The organism is Sphingomonas sp. GW822-FHT03G08 (assembly GCF_058801135.1).
In genome coordinates this window covers 527,313-549,064 of sequence record NZ_JBXAMZ010000001.1, presented here as the reverse complement: position 1 = coordinate 549,064, position 21,752 = coordinate 527,313, and the positions used below count along the sequence as shown (strand labels likewise).

At 66.0% G+C, this 21,752-nt stretch carries 20 protein-coding genes; 13 read left to right on the top strand and 7 right to left on the bottom strand.

Annotated features, from left to right (window positions below; translation table 11 throughout):
- Positions 1 to 12 precede the first annotated feature (12 nt).
- The 9 genes from AC1RJ5_RS02335 to AC1RJ5_RS02295 all read left to right on the top strand — a co-directional run bounded on the left by AC1RJ5_RS02335 (position 13) and on the right by AC1RJ5_RS02295 (position 9,535).
- On the top strand, positions 13 to 624 hold the full coding sequence (locus AC1RJ5_RS02335; RefSeq protein WP_342249915.1) for an NADH-quinone oxidoreductase subunit J: 612 nt from the start codon (positions 13 to 15) through the stop codon (positions 622 to 624).
- The gene (nuoK, locus tag AC1RJ5_RS02330; protein WP_086129652.1) at positions 621 to 926 is read left to right on the top strand and encodes an NADH-quinone oxidoreductase subunit NuoK; all 306 of its coding nucleotides are present in this window, start codon (positions 621 to 623) and stop codon (positions 924 to 926) included. The genes AC1RJ5_RS02335 and nuoK overlap by 4 nt, the downstream gene beginning before the upstream one ends.
- Positions 926 to 3,016, top strand: coding sequence for an NADH-quinone oxidoreductase subunit L (gene nuoL / locus AC1RJ5_RS02325; protein ID WP_342249914.1), 2,091 nt, complete (start codon positions 926 to 928; stop codon positions 3,014 to 3,016). The genes nuoK and nuoL overlap by 1 nt, the downstream gene beginning before the upstream one ends.
- Positions 3,013 to 4,587 carry an NADH-quinone oxidoreductase subunit M gene (locus AC1RJ5_RS02320; RefSeq protein ID WP_342249913.1) on the top strand — a complete coding sequence of 525 codons (1,575 nt, stop codon included), beginning with the start codon at positions 3,013 to 3,015 and terminating at the stop codon, positions 4,585 to 4,587. The genes nuoL and AC1RJ5_RS02320 overlap by 4 nt, the downstream gene beginning before the upstream one ends.
- The gene (nuoN, locus tag AC1RJ5_RS02315; RefSeq protein ID WP_493111481.1) at positions 4,587 to 6,035 is read left to right on the top strand and encodes an NADH-quinone oxidoreductase subunit NuoN; all 1,449 of its coding nucleotides are present in this window, start codon (positions 4,587 to 4,589) and stop codon (positions 6,033 to 6,035) included. Before AC1RJ5_RS02320 ends, nuoN begins: the two co-directional genes overlap by 1 nt.
- Before the next feature lie 47 nt (positions 6,036 to 6,082).
- Positions 6,083 to 6,733, top strand: a complete 651-nt coding sequence (locus AC1RJ5_RS02310; protein ID WP_269576454.1) for a biotin--[acetyl-CoA-carboxylase] ligase — start codon at positions 6,083 to 6,085, stop codon at positions 6,731 to 6,733.
- 11 nt (positions 6,734 to 6,744) lie between these two features.
- Positions 6,745 to 7,518 carry a type III pantothenate kinase gene (locus AC1RJ5_RS02305; RefSeq protein ID WP_269575266.1) on the top strand — a complete coding sequence of 258 codons (774 nt, stop codon included), beginning with the start codon at positions 6,745 to 6,747 and terminating at the stop codon, positions 7,516 to 7,518.
- A gap of 13 nt (positions 7,519 to 7,531) precedes the next feature.
- On the top strand, positions 7,532 to 9,169 hold the full coding sequence (locus tag AC1RJ5_RS02300) for a ribonuclease J (RefSeq protein ID WP_493111478.1): 1,638 nt from the start codon (positions 7,532 to 7,534) through the stop codon (positions 9,167 to 9,169).
- 81 nt (positions 9,170 to 9,250) lie between these two features.
- Entirely contained in the window at positions 9,251 to 9,535 is a 285-nt protein-coding gene (locus tag AC1RJ5_RS02295) for a DUF1467 family protein (protein ID WP_493111476.1), read from the top strand.
- A 364-nt stretch (positions 9,536 to 9,899) separates the two neighbouring features.
- Here AC1RJ5_RS02295 and AC1RJ5_RS02290 read toward each other — a convergent pair whose 3' ends face one another.
- Positions 9,900 to 12,200 carry a coiled-coil domain-containing protein gene (locus AC1RJ5_RS02290; protein WP_493111474.1) on the bottom strand — a complete coding sequence of 767 codons (2,301 nt, stop codon included), beginning with the start codon at positions 12,198 to 12,200 and terminating at the stop codon, positions 9,900 to 9,902.
- Between the two features lie 85 nt (positions 12,201 to 12,285).
- Here AC1RJ5_RS02290 and AC1RJ5_RS02285 point away from each other — a divergent pair, with 85 nt between their 5' ends.
- The 4 genes from AC1RJ5_RS02285 (at position 12,286) to AC1RJ5_RS02270 (ending at position 15,418) form a co-directional block, all read left to right on the top strand.
- Positions 12,286 to 12,579, top strand: coding sequence for an Hpt domain-containing protein (locus AC1RJ5_RS02285; protein ID WP_184166368.1), 294 nt, complete (start codon positions 12,286 to 12,288; stop codon positions 12,577 to 12,579).
- 82 nt (positions 12,580 to 12,661) lie between these two features.
- Positions 12,662 to 13,546 (top strand): hypothetical protein, encoded by an 885-nt coding sequence (locus AC1RJ5_RS02280; protein ID WP_184166365.1) that lies wholly within the window; start codon positions 12,662 to 12,664, stop codon positions 13,544 to 13,546.
- A gap of 184 nt (positions 13,547 to 13,730) precedes the next feature.
- Positions 13,731 to 14,543, top strand: a complete 813-nt coding sequence (locus AC1RJ5_RS02275) for a hypothetical protein (RefSeq protein ID WP_493111471.1) — start codon at positions 13,731 to 13,733, stop codon at positions 14,541 to 14,543.
- On the top strand, positions 14,543 to 15,418 hold the full coding sequence (locus AC1RJ5_RS02270) for a hypothetical protein (protein WP_184166359.1): 876 nt from the start codon (positions 14,543 to 14,545) through the stop codon (positions 15,416 to 15,418). The genes AC1RJ5_RS02275 and AC1RJ5_RS02270 overlap by 1 nt, the downstream gene beginning before the upstream one ends.
- On the opposite strand, the gene AC1RJ5_RS02265 is transcribed toward AC1RJ5_RS02270, so the two are convergent.
- From AC1RJ5_RS02265 to rpoD, 6 genes are all read right to left on the bottom strand, one after another.
- Positions 15,415 to 16,593 carry a vWA domain-containing protein gene (locus AC1RJ5_RS02265; protein ID WP_269575271.1) on the bottom strand — a complete coding sequence of 393 codons (1,179 nt, stop codon included), beginning with the start codon at positions 16,591 to 16,593 and terminating at the stop codon, positions 15,415 to 15,417. The genes AC1RJ5_RS02270 and AC1RJ5_RS02265 overlap by 4 nt on opposite strands.
- Before the next feature lie 42 nt (positions 16,594 to 16,635).
- Entirely contained in the window at positions 16,636 to 17,214 is a 579-nt protein-coding gene (locus tag AC1RJ5_RS02260) for a CHAP domain-containing protein (RefSeq protein WP_269575272.1), read from the bottom strand.
- A gap of 209 nt (positions 17,215 to 17,423) precedes the next feature.
- The gene (locus AC1RJ5_RS02255) at positions 17,424 to 17,846 is read right to left on the bottom strand and encodes a GFA family protein (protein ID WP_269575273.1); all 423 of its coding nucleotides are present in this window, start codon (positions 17,844 to 17,846) and stop codon (positions 17,424 to 17,426) included.
- Positions 17,846 to 18,697, bottom strand: a complete 852-nt coding sequence (locus tag AC1RJ5_RS02250) for an AAA family ATPase (protein WP_493111468.1) — start codon at positions 18,695 to 18,697, stop codon at positions 17,846 to 17,848. Before AC1RJ5_RS02250 ends, AC1RJ5_RS02255 begins: the two co-directional genes overlap by 1 nt.
- Positions 18,698 to 18,852: 155 nt before the next feature.
- Positions 18,853 to 19,467, bottom strand: coding sequence for a DUF6975 family protein (locus AC1RJ5_RS02245; RefSeq protein WP_269575275.1), 615 nt, complete (start codon positions 19,465 to 19,467; stop codon positions 18,853 to 18,855).
- A gap of 254 nt (positions 19,468 to 19,721) precedes the next feature.
- Positions 19,722 to 21,752, bottom strand: coding sequence for an RNA polymerase sigma factor RpoD (gene rpoD / locus AC1RJ5_RS02240; protein ID WP_269575276.1), 2,031 nt, complete (start codon positions 21,750 to 21,752; stop codon positions 19,722 to 19,724).

Here is a 21,752-nt window from a genome sequence, read left to right as displayed (position 1 = left end):
CCATCAGATTCCGTGATCCAGCTTCTAGCCTTTTACCTGTTTGCGGCAGTGGTGTGCGTCTCCGGCGCTCTCACCATCCTGTCCCGCAACCCGGTCCATTCCGTCCTGTGGCTCATCCTGGCGTTCTTCAACGCTGCGGGTCTGATGGTGCTCGCCAATGCCGAGTTCATCGCGATGCTGCTCGTCATCGTCTATGTCGGCGCCGTCGCCGTGCTGTTTCTCTTCGTGGTCATGATGCTCAACATCGACTTCGCGGAGCTGCGCGCGGGTGTGATGAAGTACGCGGCCGTCGGCTTCGCGCTTGCCATCGCGCTGGTCGCCGAGATCCTGATCGCGGTGGGCGCCTATAGCGCCGGCACGCTGCAGCTGGGCCGCCGTATCGCGCCGATCGATGCCAAGGTGCCCAACATCGAGGCGATCGGCCAGCTCCTCTATTCCCGCTACCTGTTCGTGTTCGAAGGCGCCGGCCTGGTGCTGCTCGTCGCGATGATCGGCGCGATCGTGCTGACGCTGCGTCCGCGCACCGACGTCAAGCCGCAGAAGATCAGCCGTCAGGTCCAACGCCGCGCCAAGGACGCGACCCGCAACGTGAACCAACCCGTGGGGCAGGGGGTCGAGCTGTGATCACCCTTACGCACTATCTCGTCGTCAGCGCGATCCTGTTCACGCTCGGCGTGCTCGGCATCTTCATGAACCGCAAGAACCTCATCGTCATCCTGATGGCGATCGAGCTGATCCTGCTGTCCGTGAACCTGAACCTCGTGGCGTTCTCGAACGCGCTCGGCGACCTGGTCGGCCAGGTCTTCGCGATGTTCGTGCTGACCGTCGCCGCCGGTGAGGCCGCGATCGGTCTCGCCATTCTCGTTATCTACTTCCGCGGCCGCGGCACGATCTCGGTCGAAGACGTCAATCGGATGAAGGGCTGATGTCGGCGATCTATTTCATCGTATTCCTGCCGCTCCTCGCGGCAGCCGTTGCCGGGCTTTCGAACAAGGCCTTCGGCAAGACCTTCCCCAAGGTCGTCACCACGGGCTCGCTCTTCGTGGCGTGCGCCCTGTCGTGGCCGATCTTCATCAGCTATCTCGGCGGCAATGCCGAGCCGAGCGTGTCCCCGGTCTTCACCTGGATGCTCAGCGGCTCGATGCAGGTCGACTGGGCGTTGCGCGTCGACAGCCTGACCGCGGTGATGCTCGTGGTGGTGACCAGCGTCTCGGCGCTCGTCCACCTCTATAGCTGGGGCTATATGTCGGAGGAGCCGGATCAGCCGCGCTTCTTCGCGTACCTCTCGCTCTTCACCTTCGCGATGCTGATGCTCGTGACGGCCAACAACCTGGTCCAGATGTTCTTCGGCTGGGAAGGCGTGGGTCTCGCGTCCTACCTGCTGATCGGCTTCTGGTTCCGCAAGCCGAGCGCGAATGCCGCCGCCATCAAGGCGTTCGTGGTGAACCGCGTCGGCGACCTGGGCTTTATGCTCGGCATCTTCGGCATCTTCCTGGTGTTCGGCACGATCGACATCCCGACGATCCTCGCCGCTGCGCCGAACATGCACGGCTCGACCATCGGCTTCCTCGGCGCTCGCTTCGACACCGTGACGGTGCTCTGCCTGCTGCTGTTCGTCGGCGCGATGGGCAAGTCGGCGCAGCTCGGCCTGCACACGTGGCTTCCGGACGCGATGGAAGGCCCGACCCCGGTGTCGGCGCTGATCCACGCCGCGACCATGGTGACCGCCGGCGTGTTCATGGTCTGCCGCATGTCGCCGCTGTTCGAGCAGAGCGCGGTTGCGATGACCGTGGTCACCGTCGTCGGCGCCGCCACCTGCTTCTTCGCCGCGACCGTCGGCACGACGCAGACCGACATCAAGCGCGTGATCGCCTATTCGACCTGTTCGCAGCTGGGCTACATGTTCTTCGCTGCCGGCGTCGGTGCCTATGGCGCGGCGATGTTCCACCTGTTCACGCACGCCTTCTTCAAGGCGCTGCTGTTCCTCGGCGCCGGCTCGGTGATCCATGCGATGCACCACGAGCAGGACATGCGCTTCTATGGCGGCCTGTGGAAGAAGATCCCGGTCACCTACTGGACGATGATGGCGGGCACGCTCGCGATCACCGGCGTGGGCATCCCGGCGCTGTTCGGCAACCCGGTGGCATTCGGCTTCGCCGGCTTCCACTCGAAGGACGCGATCATCGAGGCGAGCTATGCCGCCGGCCACACCAGCGTGTTCTGGGTGGGCGTGTTCGTGGCGCTGCTCACCAGCTTCTATAGCTGGCGCCTGGTGTTCCTGACCTTCCATGGCAAGCCGCGCTGGGCCGGTTCGGAGCATATCCAGCACGCAGTGCATGACGCGCACGGCCATGGTCATGACGATCATGCGCACGACGCCCATGACGCGCACGCTCACGATGCGCATGGCCACGACGATCATCATCATGATCACGCGCACGGCGACGGCACGGCGGGCTATCACCCGCATGAGAGCCCGATCGTCATGCTGATCCCGCTGCTGGTGCTTACCGTCGGCGCGATCGCCGCGGGCTTCATCTTCCACGGCGCGTTCATCGAGCCGACGGCGGGTGAGACCTACTGGCACGGCGCCATCGCCTTCAACGAGCATCTGATGCACGCGATGCACGAGGTGCCGGTGTGGGTGAAGCTCAGCGCGACGATCGCGATGCTGAGCGGCTTGGCCATTGCGTATGGCGCGTATATCGTGTCGCCGGGCTTCCCCGCGAAGTTCGCCGAGGCGTTCCGCCCGCTATACCTCTTCTCGCTCAACAAGTGGTATTTCGACGAGCTCTACAACTTCCTGTTCGTGCGCCCGGCCTTCTGGATCGGTCGCCAGTTCTGGAAGAAGGGTGACGAAGCCACGATCGACCGGTTCGGCCCGAATGGCGCCGCTGCGGTCGTCCAGCTCGGCAGCGTCGGCGCTTCCAAGCTGCAATCCGGATATGTCTACGCCTATGCCTTCATCATGCTGATCGGCCTCACTGCCGCACTGACCTGGGTGATCGCGCGATGAGCGGCTTCCCGATCCTAACCGTCATGCTGGCGGTGCCCGCGATTGCCGCGGTCGCCTGCCTGTTCCTCAACGCGCAGGGCGCACGCTGGCTGGCGCTCGCCGCCACCTTCGTGGACCTGGCGCTCGGCATCCTGCTCTGGGCCAACTTCCAGACCGGCGAGGGCGCTGCCCAGTGGCAGTTCGTCGAGCATGTCCGCCTGTTCGGCATCGGCCAGGCCGAGTTCGCCTGGGCGCTGGGCATCGATGGCTTCGCGCTGCTGCTGATCGCACTCTCGGTGTTCCTGATGCCGATCTGCATCGGGGCGAGCTGGCTCTCAGTCACCAAGCGCGTGCCGGAATATATGGCTGCGTTCCTCGCCACCGAGGTGCTGATGATCGGCACCTTCGCGGCGCAGGACCTGATGCTGTTCTACGTCTTCTTCGAAGGCGGCCTGATCCCGATGTTCCTGATCATCGGCATCTGGGGCGGCGCCAACCGCATCTACGCGTCGTACAAGTTCTTCCTGTACACGCTGCTCGGCTCGCTGCTGATGCTGATCGCGATCATCTACATGATCCTGACCACCGGCACGACGTCGATCCCGGCGCTGATGCAGCATGACTTCCCGGCGCATGTGCAGACATGGCTATGGCTGGCCTTCTTCGCCTCGTTCGCGGTGAAGATGCCGATGTGGCCCGTCCACACCTGGCTTCCCGACGCGCACGTCCAGGCGCCGACCGCAGGTTCGGTCATCCTGGCGGGCGTGCTGCTGAAGCTCGGCGGATACGGCTTCCTGCGCTTCTCGCTGCCGATGTTCCCGGAAGCGTCCGCCCAGTTCATCTGGCTGGTGTTCGCGCTCTCGGCCGTGGCAGTGGTCTACACCTCGCTGGTCGCGCTCGTGCAGAGCGACATGAAGAAGCTGATCGCCTATTCGTCGGTCGCCCACATGGCGATCGTGACCTTCGGCCTGTTCGCGCTCAACGCGCAGGGTATCGAGGGCGCGATGATGGTGATGCTCGGCCACGGTGTGGTCTCGGGCGCGCTCTTCCTCTGCGTCGGCGTGATCTACGATCGCCTGCACACCCGCGAGATCGACCGCTACGGCGGCCTCGCGATCAACATGCCGCGCTACGCCGTGCTGTTCCTGCTGTTCACCATGGCCTCTGTCGGCCTGCCGGGCACCAGCAACTTCATCGGCGAATTCCTGAGCCTTGCCGGCCTGTACCAGGTCTCGACGCTCTACGCGCTGCTCGGCACCACCGGCATCATCCTGGGCGCGGCATACATGCTGTACCTCTACCGTCGCGTCGCCTTTGGCGACCTGACCAAGGACGATGTGAAGGCGATGCGGGATCTCGACCTGCGCGAGTTCGCGATGCTTGGCGCGCTGGCTGCGGTGACCCTCTGGATGGGTGTCTATCCGGAGAGCTTCATGAAGCCGATGCGCGGCGACGTGGAGAAGCTGGTTGCCCGCCTCGAGCGTGCCGCGCCTGCCGGTGACTCGGCTCCGACTGCCGGCAAGCCCGCGCCTGCCGCTGCTGAACATGGCGAACACGCCGCTGCCCCTGCTGCGCACGGGGAGGCGCACTGATGAACTATTCGCTGCAACTGATGATGGCCCTTCCTGAGCTCGTGCTCAGCCTGGGGGCCATCGCCCTGATGCTGGTGGCGGCCTGGGGCGGCCACCAGTCGACCAAACTGGTCAGCTGGGCCTCGATCGCCGTGCTGATCGGCGCGGGCATCGCGCTGGCCGGCCCGGCTTCGGCCGGGGGCGAAGCCTTTGGCGGTCTCTATCGCGCGGACATGTTCGCTGCCTTCTCCAAGGCGCTGATCTTCCTGGCCGCCGGCGTCTCGATCCTGATCGCGCCGCGCTTCTTCCAGCAGACCTCGGGTGACGATCTGCGTCCGGAATATCCGGTGCTGATCCTGCTCTCGGCCGCCGGCATGGGCATGATGGTTTCGGCGGGCGACCTGATGTCGCTCTATGTCGGCCTCGAGCTGATGAGCCTTGCTTCGTACATCCTTGCCAGCTTCATGCGCCGCGACGCGCGTTCGGCGGAAGCAGGCCTGAAGTATTTCGTGCTGGGCGCGCTCGCTTCGGGCATCCTGCTCTACGGCATCAGCCTGGTGTACGGCTTCTCGGGCACCACTTTGTTCTCGGGCATCGCCGACGCCTATGCCTCGGGTGGTCAGAAGACCGGTCTGCTGTTCGGCCTGGTGTTCGTCTTCGCCGGTCTCGCCTTCAAGATGTCGGCCGTGCCGTTCCACATGTGGACGCCGGACGTGTACGAAGGCGCGCCGACCCCGGTCACGGCCTTCTTCGCTTCGGCGCCGAAGGTTGCCGCGGTGGCGCTTGCCACCCGCGTCGCCATCGACGCGATGGGCCCGGCGATCGCCGACTGGCGCCAGATCGTGATCTTCGCTTCGCTAGCTTCGATCATCTTCGGCTCGGTCGCGGCGATCCGCCAGAGCAACATCAAGCGCCTGCTTGCCTATTCGTCGATCGCCAATGTCGGCTTCGCGCTGGTCGGCCTCGCCGCCGGTGGCGAAGCAGGCGTGTCGAGCGTGCTCTACTACATGGCGATCTACGTCGTGATGACCGTCGGCAGCTTCCTGATCGTGCTGCAGATGCGCGATGCGGAGGGCCGTCCGGTCGAGACCATCGACAGCCTGGCCGGCATGTCGCGGACCCGTCCGGGTCTCGCAGTGGCGATGGCGATCTTCATGTTCAGCCTCGCCGGCATCCCGCCGCTGCTCGGCTTCTTCTCGAAGCTGCAGGTGTTCCTGGCTGCGGTGCATGCGGGCCTGTACGTCTTCGCTGCGGTTGCCGCCGCGGCCTCGACGATCGGTGCCTATTACTATCTCCGCGTCGTCAAGGTGATGTACTTCGACGAGCCGGCGCCGGCCTTCCCGGGCCGCACCGATCCGATCGAGGGGGCGCTGCTCGTGCTCTCGGCGGTGGTGATCTCGCCGCTGGGCTGGCCGCTGCTCGGCTATCTCGAGGTGTGGACCGGCGCCGCTGCGAAGGCGCTGTTCTGATCGCCACCGTACGGACCGTCGCCGAGACGGGATCCACCAATGCCGACATGGCCGAGCTCGCCCGCAGCGGGGCGAGCGAGGGCCTGTGGCTGAGAGCCGAGCGGCAGACCGCGGGCAAGGGCCGACAAGGCCGTGCCTGGCAGTCGCCGCTCGGCAATCTCTATGTCTCCACGCTGGTGCGGACGCGGGCGGGGGAGCCCAGCCCTGCGACGCTGGCGCTGGTGGCTGCCGTTGCGCTCGACGAGACGGCGCGGGTGTTCGGCGTCGAGCCGATGCTCAAATGGCCGAATGACCTGCTGGTGAACGGCGCCAAGCTCTCCGGCATCCTGCTCGAGCGGGTGGGGGATGCGGTGATCCTGGGCTTCGGGGTCAATCTGGCGCATCATCCCGAGGGGCTGGACCGCGCCACCACCAGTTTTGCCGCGCTTGGCCCGGCGCCTGATCCCCAGATCTTCGCCGAAACCCTCGCCGAAAGCTTCGCTCGCTGGGTTTCCCGCTGGCGTGAGGGTATCGCCCCCGTGCGCGAACGCTGGCTTGGCCGGGCGCACCCCATCGACACGGCGCTGACCGCCCGGCTTGCCGACGGATCGAGCATCGACGGGCTGTTCGGTGGCCTTGATGGCGAGGGTGCGCTCATCCTGCGCTTGGCCGATGGCACCAGCCATGTCATTCACGCCGCAGACGTGTTCCTGCTCTGAGAGGCCCGGAAATGCTGCTAGCCATCGACGCCGGCAACACCAATGTCGTCTTCGCCCTGCTGGAGGGCCAGGAAGTGCGCGCGCGCTGGCGCATCGCTACCGACCCGCGCCGCACGGCGGACGAATATGCGGTGTGGCTCAGCCAGCTCCTCAACCTTGAGGGCTATGACCGCGCCGACGTGACCAGCGTGATCATCGGCACGGTGGTGCCGCGGGCGCTGCACAACCTCCAGGTGCTGAGCAGCAAATACTTCAAGACCGACGCGGTGATCGCCGGGCAGGGCAAGGCCGAATGGGGCTTCCCGCTCGATGTCGAGGAGCCGCAGGGCCTGGGTGCGGACCGCGCGCTCAACATGATCGCGGGCCATGCCCGCCATCCCGGCGACCTCATCATCATCGACTTCGGCACCGCCACCACCTTCGAGGTGGTCGACTATCGCGGCGCGTACAAGGGCGGGATCATCGCCCCCGGCATCAACCTGTCGCTCGACGCGCTGGTGACCGCAGCCGCCAAGCTGCCGCGCATCGCGATCACCGCGCCGGCCACAACCAGTGTCATCGGCCGCAACACCGTCGACCAGATGCATATCGGCATCTATTGGGGCTATGTCGCGATGATCGAGGGACTGGTCGCGCGGATGAAGGCCGAGATAGGCCGCCCGGTCAAAGTTATCGCAACCGGCGGCCTGGCCGTGCTTTTCGAGAAGCACACCCCCATATTCGATGTGATCGAACCCGATCTGACCATTCAAGGGTTGGCGATGCTGTGGGAACGCAGCCGTTGACCGAGGAAATCAAGTGACCCCTGAAAAAGAACTCCTCTTCCTCGCGCTCGGCGGCTCGGGCGAGATCGGCATGAACGTCAATCTCTATGGCTGCCAGGGCAAGTGGCTGATGGTCGATTGTGGCATCACCTTTGGCGATGCCAACTATCCGGGCATCGACGTGATCCTGCCCGACCTGCAGTTCATCGAGGAGCGGCTCGATGATCTGCTGGGCATCGTGCTCACCCATGGCCATGAAGACCATATCGGCGCGCTGCCCTATCTCGCCGGCGAGTTGGGCGTGCCGCTCTATGCCACCCCGTTCACCGCGGGCCTGATCCACGGCAAGCTCGAGGAAGAGGGTATCGAGGAGAAGGTCGAGCTCAACGTCGTAAACGAGGAAGGTCCGTTCAACCTCGGCCCGTTCCGCATCACCTACACCCCGCTGGCCCATTCGATCCCGGAGGGCAATGCCGTGCTGATCGAGACGCCGTACGGCAGCGTCTTCCACACCGGTGACTGGAAGCTCGATGAGAGCCCAGCGCTGGGCGGCGCCTCGACCGCGGCGGAGCTGACCGCGATCGGCGACAAGGGCGTGCTCGCGCTGGTCTGCGACAGCACCAATGTGTTCAACCCCGAGGCATCGGGCTCCGAAGGCGCGGTGCGCGAGGGCCTCGATCAGGTGATCGGCGCGGCCAAGGGCCGGGTGCTGGTCACTACCTTCGCTTCGAACGCCGCACGCCTGCAGACGCTGGGTGAAGTGGCCCGCGATACCGGGCGCGAGCTCTGCGTCGCCGGGCGCTCGCTCGACCGCATCCTGCGTGTCGCGAAGTCGACCGGCTATCTGCGCGACTTCCCCGACACGATCGACTTCGAAGCGGCGATGGACCTGCCGCCGCACAAGGTGCTGATCGTCGCCACGGGCGGGCAGGGCGAGCCCCGCGCCGCACTCAACCGCATCGCCGAGGGCAGCCATGTCCTCAAGGTGACCGAGGGGGACACCGTCGTCTTCTCCTCGCGCCAGATCCCGGGCAACGAGATCGCGATCGGGCGGATCATGAACACGCTGGCCGCCAAGGGCGTCGAGCTGATCACCGACCGCCAGGCCTTCATCCACGTATCCGGCCATCCGGGTCGCCCCGAGCTGGCGGCGATGTACAAGTGGATCCGCCCCGAGATCGTCGTGCCGGTGCATGGCGAGGTGCGCCACATGTACGAGCAGGCCCGTTTCGCGCTGGAGCAGGGCGTGCCCAAGTCGATCCGCCAGGTGAACGGCGACATCATCCGCCTCGCGCCGGACGGGCCGTCCAAGATCGGCGAGGCGCCGGTCGGGCGCCTGGTGCTGGACGGCGACATCATCCTGCCGGCGGACGGCACCACGATCAACGAACGCCGACGGGTGGCGCTCTACGGCCAGATCAGCGCCGCGGTGGCGATCCGCAACGGCAAGCTCGCCGGCGAGCCGCAGATCCGCCTCCAGGGCATTCCGGTGGAGGAAGACCGCGAGGACTTCATCGCCGAGGCGTCCGACGCTGCGCGCGAAGCCGTGAAGAAGGACGGCAAGGGCGATGTCGAGAAGCTGCGCGAGTCGGTGCGGCTCGCGGTGCGCCGCGCGGCGGTGCGCTTCACCGGCAAGAAGCCCGTGGTGGACGTGCTGATCATCGAGCAATAGCGGTATTGGCCGTCATCCCGGCGAAAGCCGGGATGACGATGAAGGCTTCCGCTTCCAGATTGGCCGCCCTATCACCATCCCATGCCCTGGAAGTCCGCGCTCGCCATCTATTTCCTGTTCTGGGCCTTCTCGGTGTTCCTCGTCCTGCCGTTCGGCGTGAAGACGAGCGAGGAGGCAGGCGTGGAACTGGTTCCCGGCCAGGCGCCGAGCGCGCCGCATGAGTTCAATGTGAAGCGCATTGCCTTGCGCACCACGATCGTCGCGACGATCCTGTTCGGGCTGTTCTACCTCAATTACGTCAATGGCTGGGTGACCACCGAGATGCTCGACTGGTGGGCGCATATGCACCCCGAAAAGGCCTCGTAGCGCTTCCTACAGCCGGCGGTTGGCGTCTCGCGAAAGTACACGAAGTACAGGCCAGGAGCGGGTTCTCGCCGCCGGAATTTTGACCTTATCAACGGGAACGCAGCGCATCTCGCAAGGATATTGCGTGGGCGTGATCCTATTTTCCCTACAGGCCAAAGAGCGGCAAGCAAGCGCCGGACCGCGAGAGCCAAGCAGGCGAAATCCTACATTGCAAGACAAGCGACGGGCTCCAGCCAAGCCCGTTCCCCGGCGAAGGCCGGGGCCCGGTTGCCATGTAGGTCGAGAGGTTCGACCGCCGCCGCCAGGTTCGTCGAGACTGGGCCCCGGCCTTCGCCGGGGAACAGGAGTGGCATGAACGGCGTGACTAGGTCCGCAGGCGCTCGATCGCTTGGGCCAGCGCGACGTACAGCTTGCCCATGTCGGAGGAGAGCAGGGTCACGCTCATCGACGAGCCGTCGCGCAGGGCCAGGATCTGGCGGAGCATGGATTCGAAATCGTGGATGTAGCGGTTGACGTTGTCGCGGAAACCCTCGTCATCCTCGTAGATCCGGTGGATTTCGCGGGTATCCGAGGGATCGAGCAGGCGCACCGCACGGCGCGTGAAGACACCGCGATCGCCCTTGAGATAGGCGGCCCAGGCGCTGTCGGTGACATCGGCCGAGAAAGCCTTGGTGATGTCGATCGACGCCGAGTTGAGCGCTTCGATCAGCAGCGAGACGCGGCGCGCGAAATTGTCGCTGTCCGACTCTTCGCGCTCCTTGCGGCCCTCGGCGATGCGCGCCTCGACCTGGGCGGTGGTGTCCGCCAGCGCCACCATCTGCTGGGTCAGGCGCTCCGACGCGCGGGTGGCGGCGACCACGGCCGCCTCGGTCGTCTCGGCAAGGTCGGTGAGCTGGCGGCGGATCGAAGCATCGACCGCCCGGCGCAGCGCATCGCCCGCGGCTTCCTCGATCGCGCGCTCGGCATGCGGCACGATGGCCGACAGCGCCTCGCGGGCATGGCCGGCAGCGGCACTCGAGGTCTCGCGGACACTGAGCAGCGCATCGACCAGCTGCGGCGCGGCGCTTTCGGCGAAGCGGCGGGTGGTGGCGATGGTCTCATCGACGATCGCGCTGAGCTGCTCGGCCTGCTCGCCGCCGGTCGCCAGCGTTTCAAGCAGCGAGGCCTGGGTCTTGGCGAGCGTATCGCGCTGCTGGCCGACCACGTCGGCGATGGCCTCGATCGCGTCGTGCGTGCTCTCCGCGGCGGTGACCAGCGCGAGCAGCTCGGGCTTGGAGGCGGCAACGACCTGGCGGCTCGCCAGGATCCGGGCATCGAGACGCGCCAGTGCCTCGGGCAAGGTCTCGTCGATCTCACGGGCGGAGGCATCGAGCGCGGTGAGCAGCTCCTCGGAGGTGCCGATCACCTTCTGGGCGGTCTCGTCGCCGACGGTCAGCGCGATCGTCATCGCCTCGACCGAGCCGTGGAGCGCGCTCATCGAGGCGGCAAGGTTACGCGTGCGCTCGGTGCCCGCGACATGCAGGTCGTCCATCGCGCGGTCGAGCCGATCGACGCCGCTCGCCAGCCCCTCGAACAGCTTGTCGCCGCGGCCCTGTTCCTCCGAAAGGCGATTGCCGATGCGGCCGATCGCTTCCTCGATCGACGCCATGCGGGCGCCCATCGCCTCGGCACTGTCGCGGCCCGCGCGGTCGAGCGCGGCCTGGTTGGCGGAGAGCATGGCGAGGATCGCCTCGCCCTGGGTAGCGATGCCCTTGCGTGCCTCGTCCACGGCATTGGCGGCGCGATCGAGCACGGCATCGACCTGGGTCGACATCTCGCCGGTGACCTGTTCGAGCCGGGCACTGGCGGTCTCGCTGGTCGCTTCCATGCGGGCGATGTGCGCGGCGAGGCGATCGGCGGCGCCCCCCGCGATCTGGTCGGCCTCGCGGCCGCGCTCGGCGAGCGCGGAGAGCTGGGTATCGAGCGCGGCGGCACGCTCGCTGGCGAGCAGCCCGGCGGCATCGACCCGATCGGACAGGCCACGCATTTCCTCATGCGCCTTGGGCAGCGAGGAGAGCACCACGGCTACGCGATGCTCGGCATCGGCGGTGGCCTCGCCGAAATGGCGGGTGCTGGCGTCGATCGAGCGGGCATGCTGGGCGGCGCTGCCCGCGGCGCTTTCGAGCTTCTCCGAGGCACGCTCGCCCATGGCGATCAGGATGTTGGTCTGCTCGGCAAGCGCGGCGCGGTTTTCCTCGATCTTGCGCGAGAGGGTGGCGACCACGCGCTCCAGGCTTGCCGCCTCGGCGCGCATCGCCCGCGCCGTGGCGCCGAAGCGATGGGCCTCGGCCCGGCTCGTGCGCAGGGCGAGGAGGTAGAGGATGCCGATCAGGGCAGGGGGGACGCAGAGCGCGGCGATCAGCTGGACCAGCGCGGCAGGCGCCATGGGGGCGGCAAAGGCGCCGCGGAGCAGCCAGCCCATCGCGCCGAGCCAGCCCAGGACAGCGACGATCGCAAGCACGGGCAGCACCCAGCCGGCGCGCCGGGGCGTGTCCTCTTCTTCCGCAGCCTCGTACCAGGCTTCGGGCTCCGCCGGCGCAGCCACTGCTGCGGCGGTTTCGGACAGGACCCGCTCTTCCGCGTCATTATGCGCGGGCAGCGGTTCGGCAGGTTTTCCCCCAATCATGACGCGCATTTACCACATTTCGGCGCCGGTCCAACAGCGACAAGGAAACGGGGCGTTAACGCTCGTTCGGCTATATCCCTGAACCATGGCGTATGATCCGGGTGCAATCGATGCGACTCTCGCGGCGGCAGTGGGTGACGAGCCCGCGCTGATCGCAGAACTGCGCGAAGCGTTTCTCGACGGGGTGCAGCGGTGCCTCGAAGCGATGAAGTCCGCTGACAATCCGGATGGCTGGGCCGCGGCCGCACTGCGGCTCAAGGGCCTTTCGGCGAGCTTCGGCGCGATCCGCCTGATGGCGCTGGCCAGCGAAGCGGCCAATGGCCAGGCGAATGACGGCGCGATCCTTCGGCGCCTGCACCGGGCGGTCGATCGCCTCTGATCCCCGTAAAATCGGCTTCGTTGCCCCGTGGACTTTCGCCGGCGCCCCGGCGAAGGTCCGGCGGAATATGGGGAATCGACCGATGCACAAGATGGTTACGGGGCTGACTTTCGTGCTGGCGGGGCTGGCGGCGATGCCTGCCCAGGCGCAGGACGCGCCCGCCGGCGGCCATAGTTCCGGCATCGTCGTCGAGGGCCGCAAGCAGGGCCCCCGCAAGGAAACGCGGACCTTTGTCCGTCAGGTTATGACCACGACCAAGGAACAGCTCTCGCGCTTCGAGGATCCGGTGTGCCCGGTCGTGCTCGGGCTCCCGCCGGCCTATGCCAAGGCCGTCGCCAAGCGGTTTATGGAGGTTTCCACCGAAGCAGGCGCGCGGGTCGATCGCGACGAGAAATGCAATCCGAACATCTTCGTGATCGTTGCGGCGGATGCCAGCAAGTTCATCGCCGAGCTGCGCCAGAAATATCACGGCTTCTTCGACGACCTCGCCTATGACGACAAGCGCACGGCGCTCGACGAAGGACCCGTGCGCGCCTGGCGGGTAGCCGAGGAGCTCGACCAGGACGGTCGCCGCGCGCTCGAGAGCAATGGGCCGCGCAGCTTCAACGGCGTCGCCCAGCCTTCGCGCATTTCGCTTTCGACGCAGCAGGCGACCTTTGGCGCGGTGGTGGTGCTCGACGCCAATGCGGTCGACAACAAGTCGGTCGGGCAGATCGCCGATTATGTCGCGATGCGCACCCTGGCCGGTGCGCGGCCGCCAAAGGCGAGCACCAGGCTCGACACGATCCTTTCGCTCTTCGATGCCGAGGGGGACGCCCCGGAAGGCCTGACCGAGGTCGATCGCAGCTTCCTGAAGGGCGTCTACGAGATGCAGGCCAATGGCAGGAGCGGGAGCCAGATCGGCACCATCGCGGACCAGATCCTGCGGGACCGCGACAAGGCCGCGGCGGAGAAGAAGCCCAACTAGCGGTATCGCGGTCGCGCTCGATGGACAGCGGCGACAGGGCGCGATACGCCTTGGTTTCCATCGGGCAGTCGACCGACTCCAAGAAGACGGCGCATGCGGGGTCCCGAAGAATGTGAGGGGATCGATCGTTATGCGCATACGCTGCTGCCTGAATTCGCTTGTCCTGCTTTCCGCCTTCGCCGCCATGCCGGTTGCGCACGCGCAGGATGGCGCCACCAGTCCCAGGCCGCCCGCCCAGGACGGGGGCATCGTCGTCACCGGCAAGGCGCAGCCGCCGATCAAGAAGGCACAGCGCTATATCCGCCAGGTGCTCGACACCGAGGACGGGCAGCTTGCGCGCTTCGTCGATCCCGTCTGCCCGCTGGTGCTGGGCCTGCCGGCGCGGTTCAAGGGCGCGATCGAGGACCGGGTGCGGATCGTCGGCGCGGCGGCATCGGTCCGCATGGGCAAGGACAAGTGCGAGCCGAACCTGATGATCGTGTTCGCCGACAATGCCGATTCGCTGCTCGACACGATGCGCAAGCAGGGCAATGCGGCCTTCACCAACCTGGACGACAATGCCCTGCGCGATGCCTTCGCGGCGGGGCCGATCCATGCCTGGCGCCTGGTGGTGACCCGTGACGAGGTCGGCCATCTCTCCACCGGCAATGACGATCCCGATTATCCGCCGGTGATGGAGGGCGAGACCCAGGCGGTGACGATCAATGCGGTGGTGGTGATGGACCGCCATGTCGCGCTGGGTAAATCGGTGCGTCAGTTGGGCGACTATGTCGTGATGCGGACGCTGGTCGGCGCGCGGCCACCCGCCAAGGGGTCGATCGCCTCGGCATCGATCCTGTCGCTGTTCGATCCCAATGTCGCGCCGCCGCCCGCCGAGATCACCGACATGGACATCGGGCTGCTCGCCGGCCTCTACCGGATGCGAAATCCCTATGAGCAGGGATCGGATCAGGCCTATCGTATCTCCAGGACCATGGTTGGTGGGAAGCAGCATTGATGCGGATTGCCCTTCTGGCGCTTGCCCTGCTTGCCGGTCCGGCGCTTGCCCAGGACAAGCCGGCGCAGCAAAAGCCGAAGGACGACAGCGATATCGTCGTGGTCGGCGCCAAGGGCGTGCCGCCCAAGGCGGCCAAGCGCTTCGTCCGCCAGATCAGCTCGAGCGTGGAAGGCCAGCTTGCCCGCTTCGCCGAACCGGTCTGCCCGATCGTGGCCGGGCTCGGCCCCGATGCCGCCAAGGCGATCGAAGCGCGGTTGCGGGCTGTGGCGCTCGATGCCGGCGCCACGGTGGGCGAGGCCGGCTGCCGGCCCAATATCGCGCTGATGGTCGCCCATGACGCGGATGATTTCGTGAAGGCGTTGCACAAGCGCTTCCCGGGCTTCTTCGGCAACCTCAAGATGGTCGATCTGCGCAAGGCGCTGCGCGACGGCCCGGTGCACGCGTGGAGCACGATCGAGGTGCGCGACGAGCTGGGCAACCAGGTCGGCGGCAATGATGACGGCATCAAATATGTCGAGCGGTTCAGCGCCTCGGCCATCACTATGGGCACCCAGCAGGTGACGGTGAAGTCGATCGTGGTGATCGACGACAAGGCAGTGATCGGCAAGTCGGTGGTGCAGATCGCGGACTATCTGGCGATGCGCACGCTGGCCGGCGCGCGGCCGCCGCGGGACGGCAGCGCCGTCGACTCGATCATCACGCTGTTCGACCAGGGCTCTACGTTCAGCGATCCCGAACTGACCGCGCTCGACCAGGGCTTCCTCCAGGGGCTCTACAAGAGCCGCGCGGACGTCAATTCGATCAAGCAGTCCGGCGAGATCGCGCGGCGGATCGTCAAGAACTCGAAGGACGCGGGCGAGGAGAAGAAGCCCTAGCGCTTGCGGCTGAGCTCGCGCATCGCCTCGTCCAGGCCGCCCAGGGTGAGCGGGTACATGCGCTCGCTCATCAGCTCGCGGATAATCTTCACCGACTGGGTATAGCCCCATTGCTCGCGCGGGATCGGGTTGATCCACACCGCGGCGGGATAGGTGTTGAGCGCGCGCTGCATCCAGGCCGCACCCGCTTCCTCGTTGAAATGCTCGACCGAGCCGCCGGGATGGGTGATCTCGTACGCGCTCATCGAGGCATCGCCGACGAAGATCAGCTTATAGTCGTGGCCATATTTGTGGAGGATGTCCCAGGTGGGCGTGCGCTCCTGGAAGCGGCGGCGATTGTCCTTCCACACGCCTTCGTACAGGCAGTTGTGGAAATAGAAGAACTCGAGGTTCTTGAACTCGCTCGTCGCAGCGGAGAACAGCTCCTCGCAGAGCTTGATGAAGGGATCCATCGAGCCGCCGACATCGAGGAACAGCAGCAGCTTCACCGCATTGTGCCGCTCCGGGCGCATGCGGACATCAAGCCAGCCCTGCTTGGCGGTGCCTTCGATCGTCGCGTCGATGTCGAGCTCGTCGGCGGCGCCTTCGCGGGCGAAGCGGCGCAGGCGGCGCAGCGCGACCTTGATGTTGCGGGTGCCGAGCTCGCGGGTGCTGTCGAGGTTGCGGAACTCGCGCTGGTCCCACACCTTGATCGCGCGCTTGTGCTTGCCCTCGCCACCGATGCGGACGCCCTCGGGATTATAGCCGCCGTTGCCGTAAGGCGAAGTGCCGCCGGTGCCGATCCACTTGCTGCCGCCCTGGTGGCGCTCCTGCTGCTCCTCGAGCCGCTTCCTGAGCGTCTCCATGATCTCTTCCCAGGAGCCGAGCGACTGGATCTTGGCCATCTCCTCGGGGCTGAGATATTTCTCGGCGATCGCGCGCAGCCATTCCTCGGGGATCTCGGCGGGTGCCACGCCGTAGCTGGTGGCGATGCCCTTGAAGACCTTGGCGAAGACCTGGTCGAACCGGTCGAGCAGCCCCTCGTCCTTCACGAAGGTGGCGCGGGCGAGATAGTAGAAGGCCTCGGGCGTCTGCTCGATCACGTCACGGTCGAGCGCTTCGAGCAGGATCAGATGCTCCTTCAGGCTGGCGGGGATGCCCGCGGCGCGCAGCTCGTCGAGGAAGGAGAGGAACATGACGCTGTTCTAGGACCGGACGCCGCCCAGCGTCCAGAGCCCTCAGCGCGCGGCGTAGGCGTCGATCAGCGAGCCGACATAATCGGGCTGGCGGGACGTCAGCTCGGCGGAAGGGCGGGCCTTGCGCACGCCGGCGGGCGCATCGCGGTCGGGCGTGCCGTAGATGAAGCCATGCGCCGGGTAGATCGAGCTGCCCAGGCCGTTCCTGTCGCGATACCAGACCTTGACCAGGCTCCAGTCGCCGCGCTCGGAGACGTCGAACAGGGTGACGTCCTGCTCGGCATGGCCGCGTTCGCCATTCTGGCGCGACCAGTTGGCATGGGTGATCATCAGCACGCGCTTCTCGACGATGCGGCTGACCACGGCGACATGGCCAAGGCGAAGCTGGGGGCTCTTGGAGAAGGCGAGGACGGCGCCGACCTTCGGCACCTGGCCGCGCTGGTAGCGGCCCCTGGCCTGATCCCACCAGGTCCAGGCATCGCCATAGATCTGGATGCCCGAAGCCTGGCGCGCGAAGGGCACGCACTCGCCGACATATTCGAGAAGGGATTGCGCGCCGGCAGGCGCCGCGACGCAGAGCGCGGTGGCGAGAAGGGCAGGGAACGCAAAACGCAAACGCATACACGGGACCCATACAAGGTCCCCCCCAAGCGAACCGTAGCCATGGGTGGTTTAAGAGGGGTTAACTGCGATCCCTCTACCCTTGTGGGAGAGGGAGGGAGCCGACGAAGTCGGCGGAAGGGTGAGGGGGAATGAGACTCGATGCCCCCTCATCCTTCCCATTCGCTGCGCGAGCGGGCCCCTTCCTTCTCCCACAGGGGGAGAAGGAGTTATTGGCGCGCCACGGGCGCCGGGGGCTGGCGCGCGAAGCTCTCCAGCGCGGGGTCGATATGCGCCCAGGCAGGCGCGTCGTCGGTCCAGATCGCGACCTGGGGTGCCAGGCCGTGCGGCTGGTCGAGGAAGCCGATGCGCATCGTGCGGAACTGCGGGCGCGCCGAGCTCTGCGCCAGCACCGGCGTGCCGCACAGGCCGCAAAAGCTCTGGGTCAGCGTGTTGCCGCTCTCCGCGACATAGCTGGTGGTGGTCAGCGTGCCGCTCAGCTCGACATCGTCGGTCGCGAAGATCGCGTTGGTCGTGGGTGAGCCTGCTGCGACGCGCTGGCACTGGCGGCACCAGCACTGGCGCACCGCGACCGGCTCGCCGGCGATCGTCGCGGTGACGGCCCCGCAGGCACAGCTGCCGGTGTACGGCATCAGGCCTTGCCCTGCTGGCGGCGGGCCATGAAGGCGAGCCGTTCGAACAGCATCACGTCCTGCTCGTTCTTGAGCAGCGCGCCGTGGAGCGGCGGGATCGCCTTGGTCGGATCCTTGTTCTGCAGCACTTCGAGCGGCATCTCCTCGTGGAGGAGCAGCTTGAGCCAGTCGAGCAGCTCGCTGGTGCTGGGCTTTTTCTTGAGGCCCGGCACTTCGCGGATCTCGTAGAAGATATCCATCGCCTTGCTGACCAGCAGCTTCTGGATGCCTGGGAAATGGACGTCGACGATCGCCTGCATCGTCTCGCGGTCCGGGAACTTGATGTAATGGAAGAAGCAGCGGCGCAGGAACGCGTCGGGCAGCTCCTTCTCGTTGTTCGAAGTGATGACCACGATCGGGCGCTCGGCGGCGCGGACGGTCTCATGTGTCTCGTAGACGTGGAATTCCATCCGATCGAGCTCCTGGAGGAGGTCGTTGGGGAACTCGATATCGGCCTTGTCGATCTCGTCGATCAGCAGCACCGGGAGCTGGGGCGCGGTGAACGCCTCCCACAGCTTGCCCTTGCGGATATAGTTGGAGATCTCGTGGACGCGCGGATCGCCGAGCTGGCCGTCGCGCAGCCGCGCCACCGCATCATATTCGTAGAGGCCCTGCTGCGCCTTGGTCGTCGACTTGACGTTCCACTCGATCAGCGGGGCGCCAACGGCCTTGGCGATCTCATAGGCCAGCACGGTCTTGCCGGTCCCGGGCTCGCCCTTGACGAGGAGGGGACGCCGCAACGTGACGGCGGCATTGACCGCGACCTTCAGGTCCTCGGTCGCGACATAGCTCTGGGTGCCTTCGAAGCGCATGACGTATTCGTAAAGGGCCGCGGGGCCGGGAAGCAAGCCTTCTCGTCATGCTGAACTTGTTTCAGCATCCAAGGTGCCGCTGGCGATATAGCGCGTGGAGAGTTGGACCCTGAAACAAGTTCAGGGTGACGAATTCTCGGGAAGCGTGAGGGCAGTTACTGCTTGTCGCGGGCCGAGGCGCGGGCCTCAAGCAGATCCCACAGGCCGCGATGCTGGGCAAAGAGCTGCTGGGCGCCGAACAGCATGGCGCGTTCGAGCGAGCCTTCGCGGACCAGCGTATCGACCACGGTCACGGTTTCCTCGGCCAGCGGCAGCTGCGAGGGCGGGGGCGCTATGCCCAGGCGCTCGGCGGCGGTATCCAGCGTCTCGCGGATCACCGCCCAGTCCATCGCCATCGCGATCGACGCGCCGGCGGCGCAGCCCGCACGATCCGACTGGGCGAGCATGTCCACGGCGTGGCGCTGCGCCGCGGTGGCGGCTTCGGTCTCGGCATGGCCCGGGGTGCTGGGCAGCGGGCCGGCGGCCGCAACGATGCGGACGAGATAGGCGCGCTCGATCACGAAAGCGTCGGCGGCGGCTTCCAGCCAGTCGCGCTCGATGCCGAGCCGGGCATGGCCCAGCGCGTGGTCGATCACGCCGGGATGGCGGCCGTGGAGCAGGCAGATGTGATGCGCCGCGTCCGAAAGGTCGCGCAGCGGCTCCTCGTTGCGGGCGAGGCGCTGGAGATAGGGATGATTGGCGCTGCCATCGGAGGCGATGAGTGCCCCCATCGAGCCCCAGGCACCGCCCAATCGCGCAACTTGTACGGAATCAAACGGCATAAGCCCCCACATCCTCCAGCCGGCCCCGTGCCGACGGGCAGTGTTTTGCAACCCGGGGATATACCGAAGCACGTAAAGACAAGGTAAATCGCGAATTTACTGTGGATAAGGCGAATGTTCCGGCGCCGTTCCGGCTGAAATGCAAAAACGCCCCGGAAGCAAGTTCCGAGGCGTTTCGAAAGTATCCGTGAAGATACGGGTAGTTACTGGTCGAGGAACGACCGCATCTTGCGGCTGCGGCTCGGGTGCTTGAGCTTGCGCAGCGCCTTCGCCTCGATCTGACGGATGCGTTCGCGGGTAACCGAGAACTGCTGGCCGACTTCCTCGAGCGTGTGATCGGTGTTCATGCCGATGCCGAAGCGCATGCGCAGCACGCGCTCCTCACGCGGGGTGAGCGAGGCAAGGACGCGGGTGACCGTTTCCTTGAGGTTCGCCTGGATCGCGGCATCCACCGGGATCACGGCGTTCTTGTCCTCGATGAAGTCACCCAGGTGGCTGTCTTCCTCGTCGCCGATCGGCGTCTCGAGCGAGATCGGCTCCTTGGCGATCTTCATCACCTTGCGCACCTTCTCGAGCGGCATGCTCAGGCGCTCGGCCATTTCCTCCGGCGTGGGCTCGCGGCCCTGCTCGTGGAGGAACTGGCGGCTGGTGCGGACCAGCTTGTTGATCGTCTCGATCATGTGGACCGGGATACGGATCGTGCGCGCCTGATCGGCGATCGAGCGGGTGATCGCCTGGCGGATCCACCAGGTGGCGTAGGTGCTGAACTTGTAGCCGCGGCGATATTCGAACTTATCGACCGCCTTCATCAGGCCAATATTGCCCTCCTGGATGAGATCCAGGAACTGCAGGCCGCGATTGGTGTACTTCTTGGCGATCGAGATCACGAGGCGGAGATTGGCCTCGACCATCTCCTTCTTCGCGATGCGTGCCTCGCGCTCGCCCTTCTGCACCATGTTCACGATGCGGCGGAACTCGGCGAGCGCCATGCCCGTCGACTGCGAGATCTCCGAGACCTCGACGCGGATGCGATCGACCGAACCGGCCTCATTGGCCGCGAACGCCGCCCACTTCTTGTCGATGCCCTGAACCGACTGCAGCCACTGCTCGTCCAGCTCGTGATCGACATAGCGATCGAGGAAGTCCTTGCGGCTGACCTTGTGGCGCTCGGCAAGGCGCAGCATCTGGCCGCCCAGCGCGGTGAGGCGCCGGTTGAAGCTGTAGAGCTGGTCGACGAGATATTCGATCTTCTGCTGGTGGAACTGGACCGACTCGACTTCGGCGGTCAGCTCCTCGCGCAGCTTCTGGTACTTCTTCTCCTCCGACGCGGCGAGCTCGCCGCCGGCTGCCATCGCGTCGAGACGCGAAAGCTGCATCTTGGAGAATTTCTTGTAGATCGAGGTGATGTTGGCGAACTTCTCAAGCGCCTGCGGCTTGAGCGTCTCTTCCATCTGCGCGAGGCTGAGGGTGTTGTCCTCTTCCTCGTCGTCCGACTGCCGCGGCGTGCGGCGCTCGGTCATCGAGTCCTCATCGTCCTCGTCCTGGACTTCCTCGACTTCCTCTTCTTCCTTGAAGGAAGCGCCGGCGGTCTTCTCGCTGATCTCGCCCGAATCATCATCCTCGGCGCCTTCGACCTGCTCGGCCGACGGACCCTTGGAGAGCATGGCGTCGAGATCGAGGATCTCGCGCAGCTGCATCGTGCCTTCGTTGAGCGCGTTCGACCAGCCGATGATCGCGTTGAACGTGATCGGCGACTCGCACAGGCCCAGGATCATCGTGTCGCGGCCGGCCTCGATGCGCTTCGCAATCGCGATTTCGCCTTCGCGGCTGAGCAGCTCGACGGCGCCCATCTCGCGCAGGTACATGCGCACCGGATCGTCGGTCCGGTCTACGGTTTCCTTCTTCTTGGTCTCGAAGGCAGGGGCCGAATCGTCGCCGCTGTCGTTCGAATCAGCTTCGTCCTGGCTGTCGTCCTCGGGCTCGGCGTCCTCGCCGGCTTCCTCGTTCTCGACGACGTTGACGCCCATATCGTTGAGCGCCGCCATCACGTCCTCGATCTGCTCCGAGGACATCTGGTCCTGCGGAAGCATCTCGTTGAGCTGATCTACGGTGATGTAACCGCGCTTTTTGGCTCGCGCGACGAGCTTCTTGATCGACCCTTCGTTGAGATCGATCAGCGGCGCATCACCCGCTTCGCCGGTGTCGGTGACGTCCGCCATGTTCGCCTTGGCCAT

Excerpts from the sequence above, each read along its gene's own strand:
- nuoL (WP_342249914.1), top strand. The coding sequence starts at position 926 with ATGTCGGCGATCTATTTCATCGTATTCCTGCCGCTCCTCGCGGCAGCC.
- AC1RJ5_RS02320 (WP_342249913.1), top strand. The coding sequence starts at position 3,013 with ATGAGCGGCTTCCCGATCCTAACCGTCATGCTGGCGGTGCCCGCGATT.
- nuoN (WP_493111481.1), top strand. The coding sequence starts at position 4,587 with ATGAACTATTCGCTGCAACTGATGATGGCCCTTCCTGAGCTCGTGCTC.
- AC1RJ5_RS02310 (WP_269576454.1), top strand. The coding sequence starts at position 6,083 with ATGGCCGAGCTCGCCCGCAGCGGGGCGAGCGAGGGCCTGTGGCTGAGA.
- AC1RJ5_RS02305 (WP_269575266.1), top strand. The coding sequence starts at position 6,745 with ATGCTGCTAGCCATCGACGCCGGCAACACCAATGTCGTCTTCGCCCTG.
- AC1RJ5_RS02295 (WP_493111476.1), top strand. The coding sequence starts at position 9,251 with ATGCCCTGGAAGTCCGCGCTCGCCATCTATTTCCTGTTCTGGGCCTTC.
- AC1RJ5_RS02290 (WP_493111474.1), bottom strand. The coding sequence starts at position 12,200 with ATGATTGGGGGAAAACCTGCCGAACCGCTGCCCGCGCATAATGACGCG.
- AC1RJ5_RS02285 (WP_184166368.1), top strand. The coding sequence starts at position 12,286 with ATGGCGTATGATCCGGGTGCAATCGATGCGACTCTCGCGGCGGCAGTG.
- AC1RJ5_RS02280 (WP_184166365.1), top strand. The coding sequence starts at position 12,662 with ATGCACAAGATGGTTACGGGGCTGACTTTCGTGCTGGCGGGGCTGGCG.
- AC1RJ5_RS02275 (WP_493111471.1), top strand. The coding sequence starts at position 13,731 with ATGCCGGTTGCGCACGCGCAGGATGGCGCCACCAGTCCCAGGCCGCCC.
- AC1RJ5_RS02270 (WP_184166359.1), top strand. The coding sequence starts at position 14,543 with ATGCGGATTGCCCTTCTGGCGCTTGCCCTGCTTGCCGGTCCGGCGCTT.
- AC1RJ5_RS02265 (WP_269575271.1), bottom strand. The coding sequence starts at position 16,593 with ATGTTCCTCTCCTTCCTCGACGAGCTGCGCGCCGCGGGCATCCCCGCC.
- AC1RJ5_RS02260 (WP_269575272.1), bottom strand. The coding sequence starts at position 17,214 with ATGCGTTTGCGTTTTGCGTTCCCTGCCCTTCTCGCCACCGCGCTCTGC.
- AC1RJ5_RS02255 (WP_269575273.1), bottom strand. The coding sequence starts at position 17,846 with ATGCCGTACACCGGCAGCTGTGCCTGCGGGGCCGTCACCGCGACGATC.
- AC1RJ5_RS02250 (WP_493111468.1), bottom strand. The coding sequence starts at position 18,697 with ATGCGCTTCGAAGGCACCCAGAGCTATGTCGCGACCGAGGACCTGAAG.
- AC1RJ5_RS02245 (WP_269575275.1), bottom strand. The coding sequence starts at position 19,467 with ATGGGGGCACTCATCGCCTCCGATGGCAGCGCCAATCATCCCTATCTC.
- rpoD (WP_269575276.1), bottom strand. The coding sequence starts at position 21,752 with ATGGCCAAGGCGAACATGGCGGACGTCACCGACACCGGCGAAGCGGGT.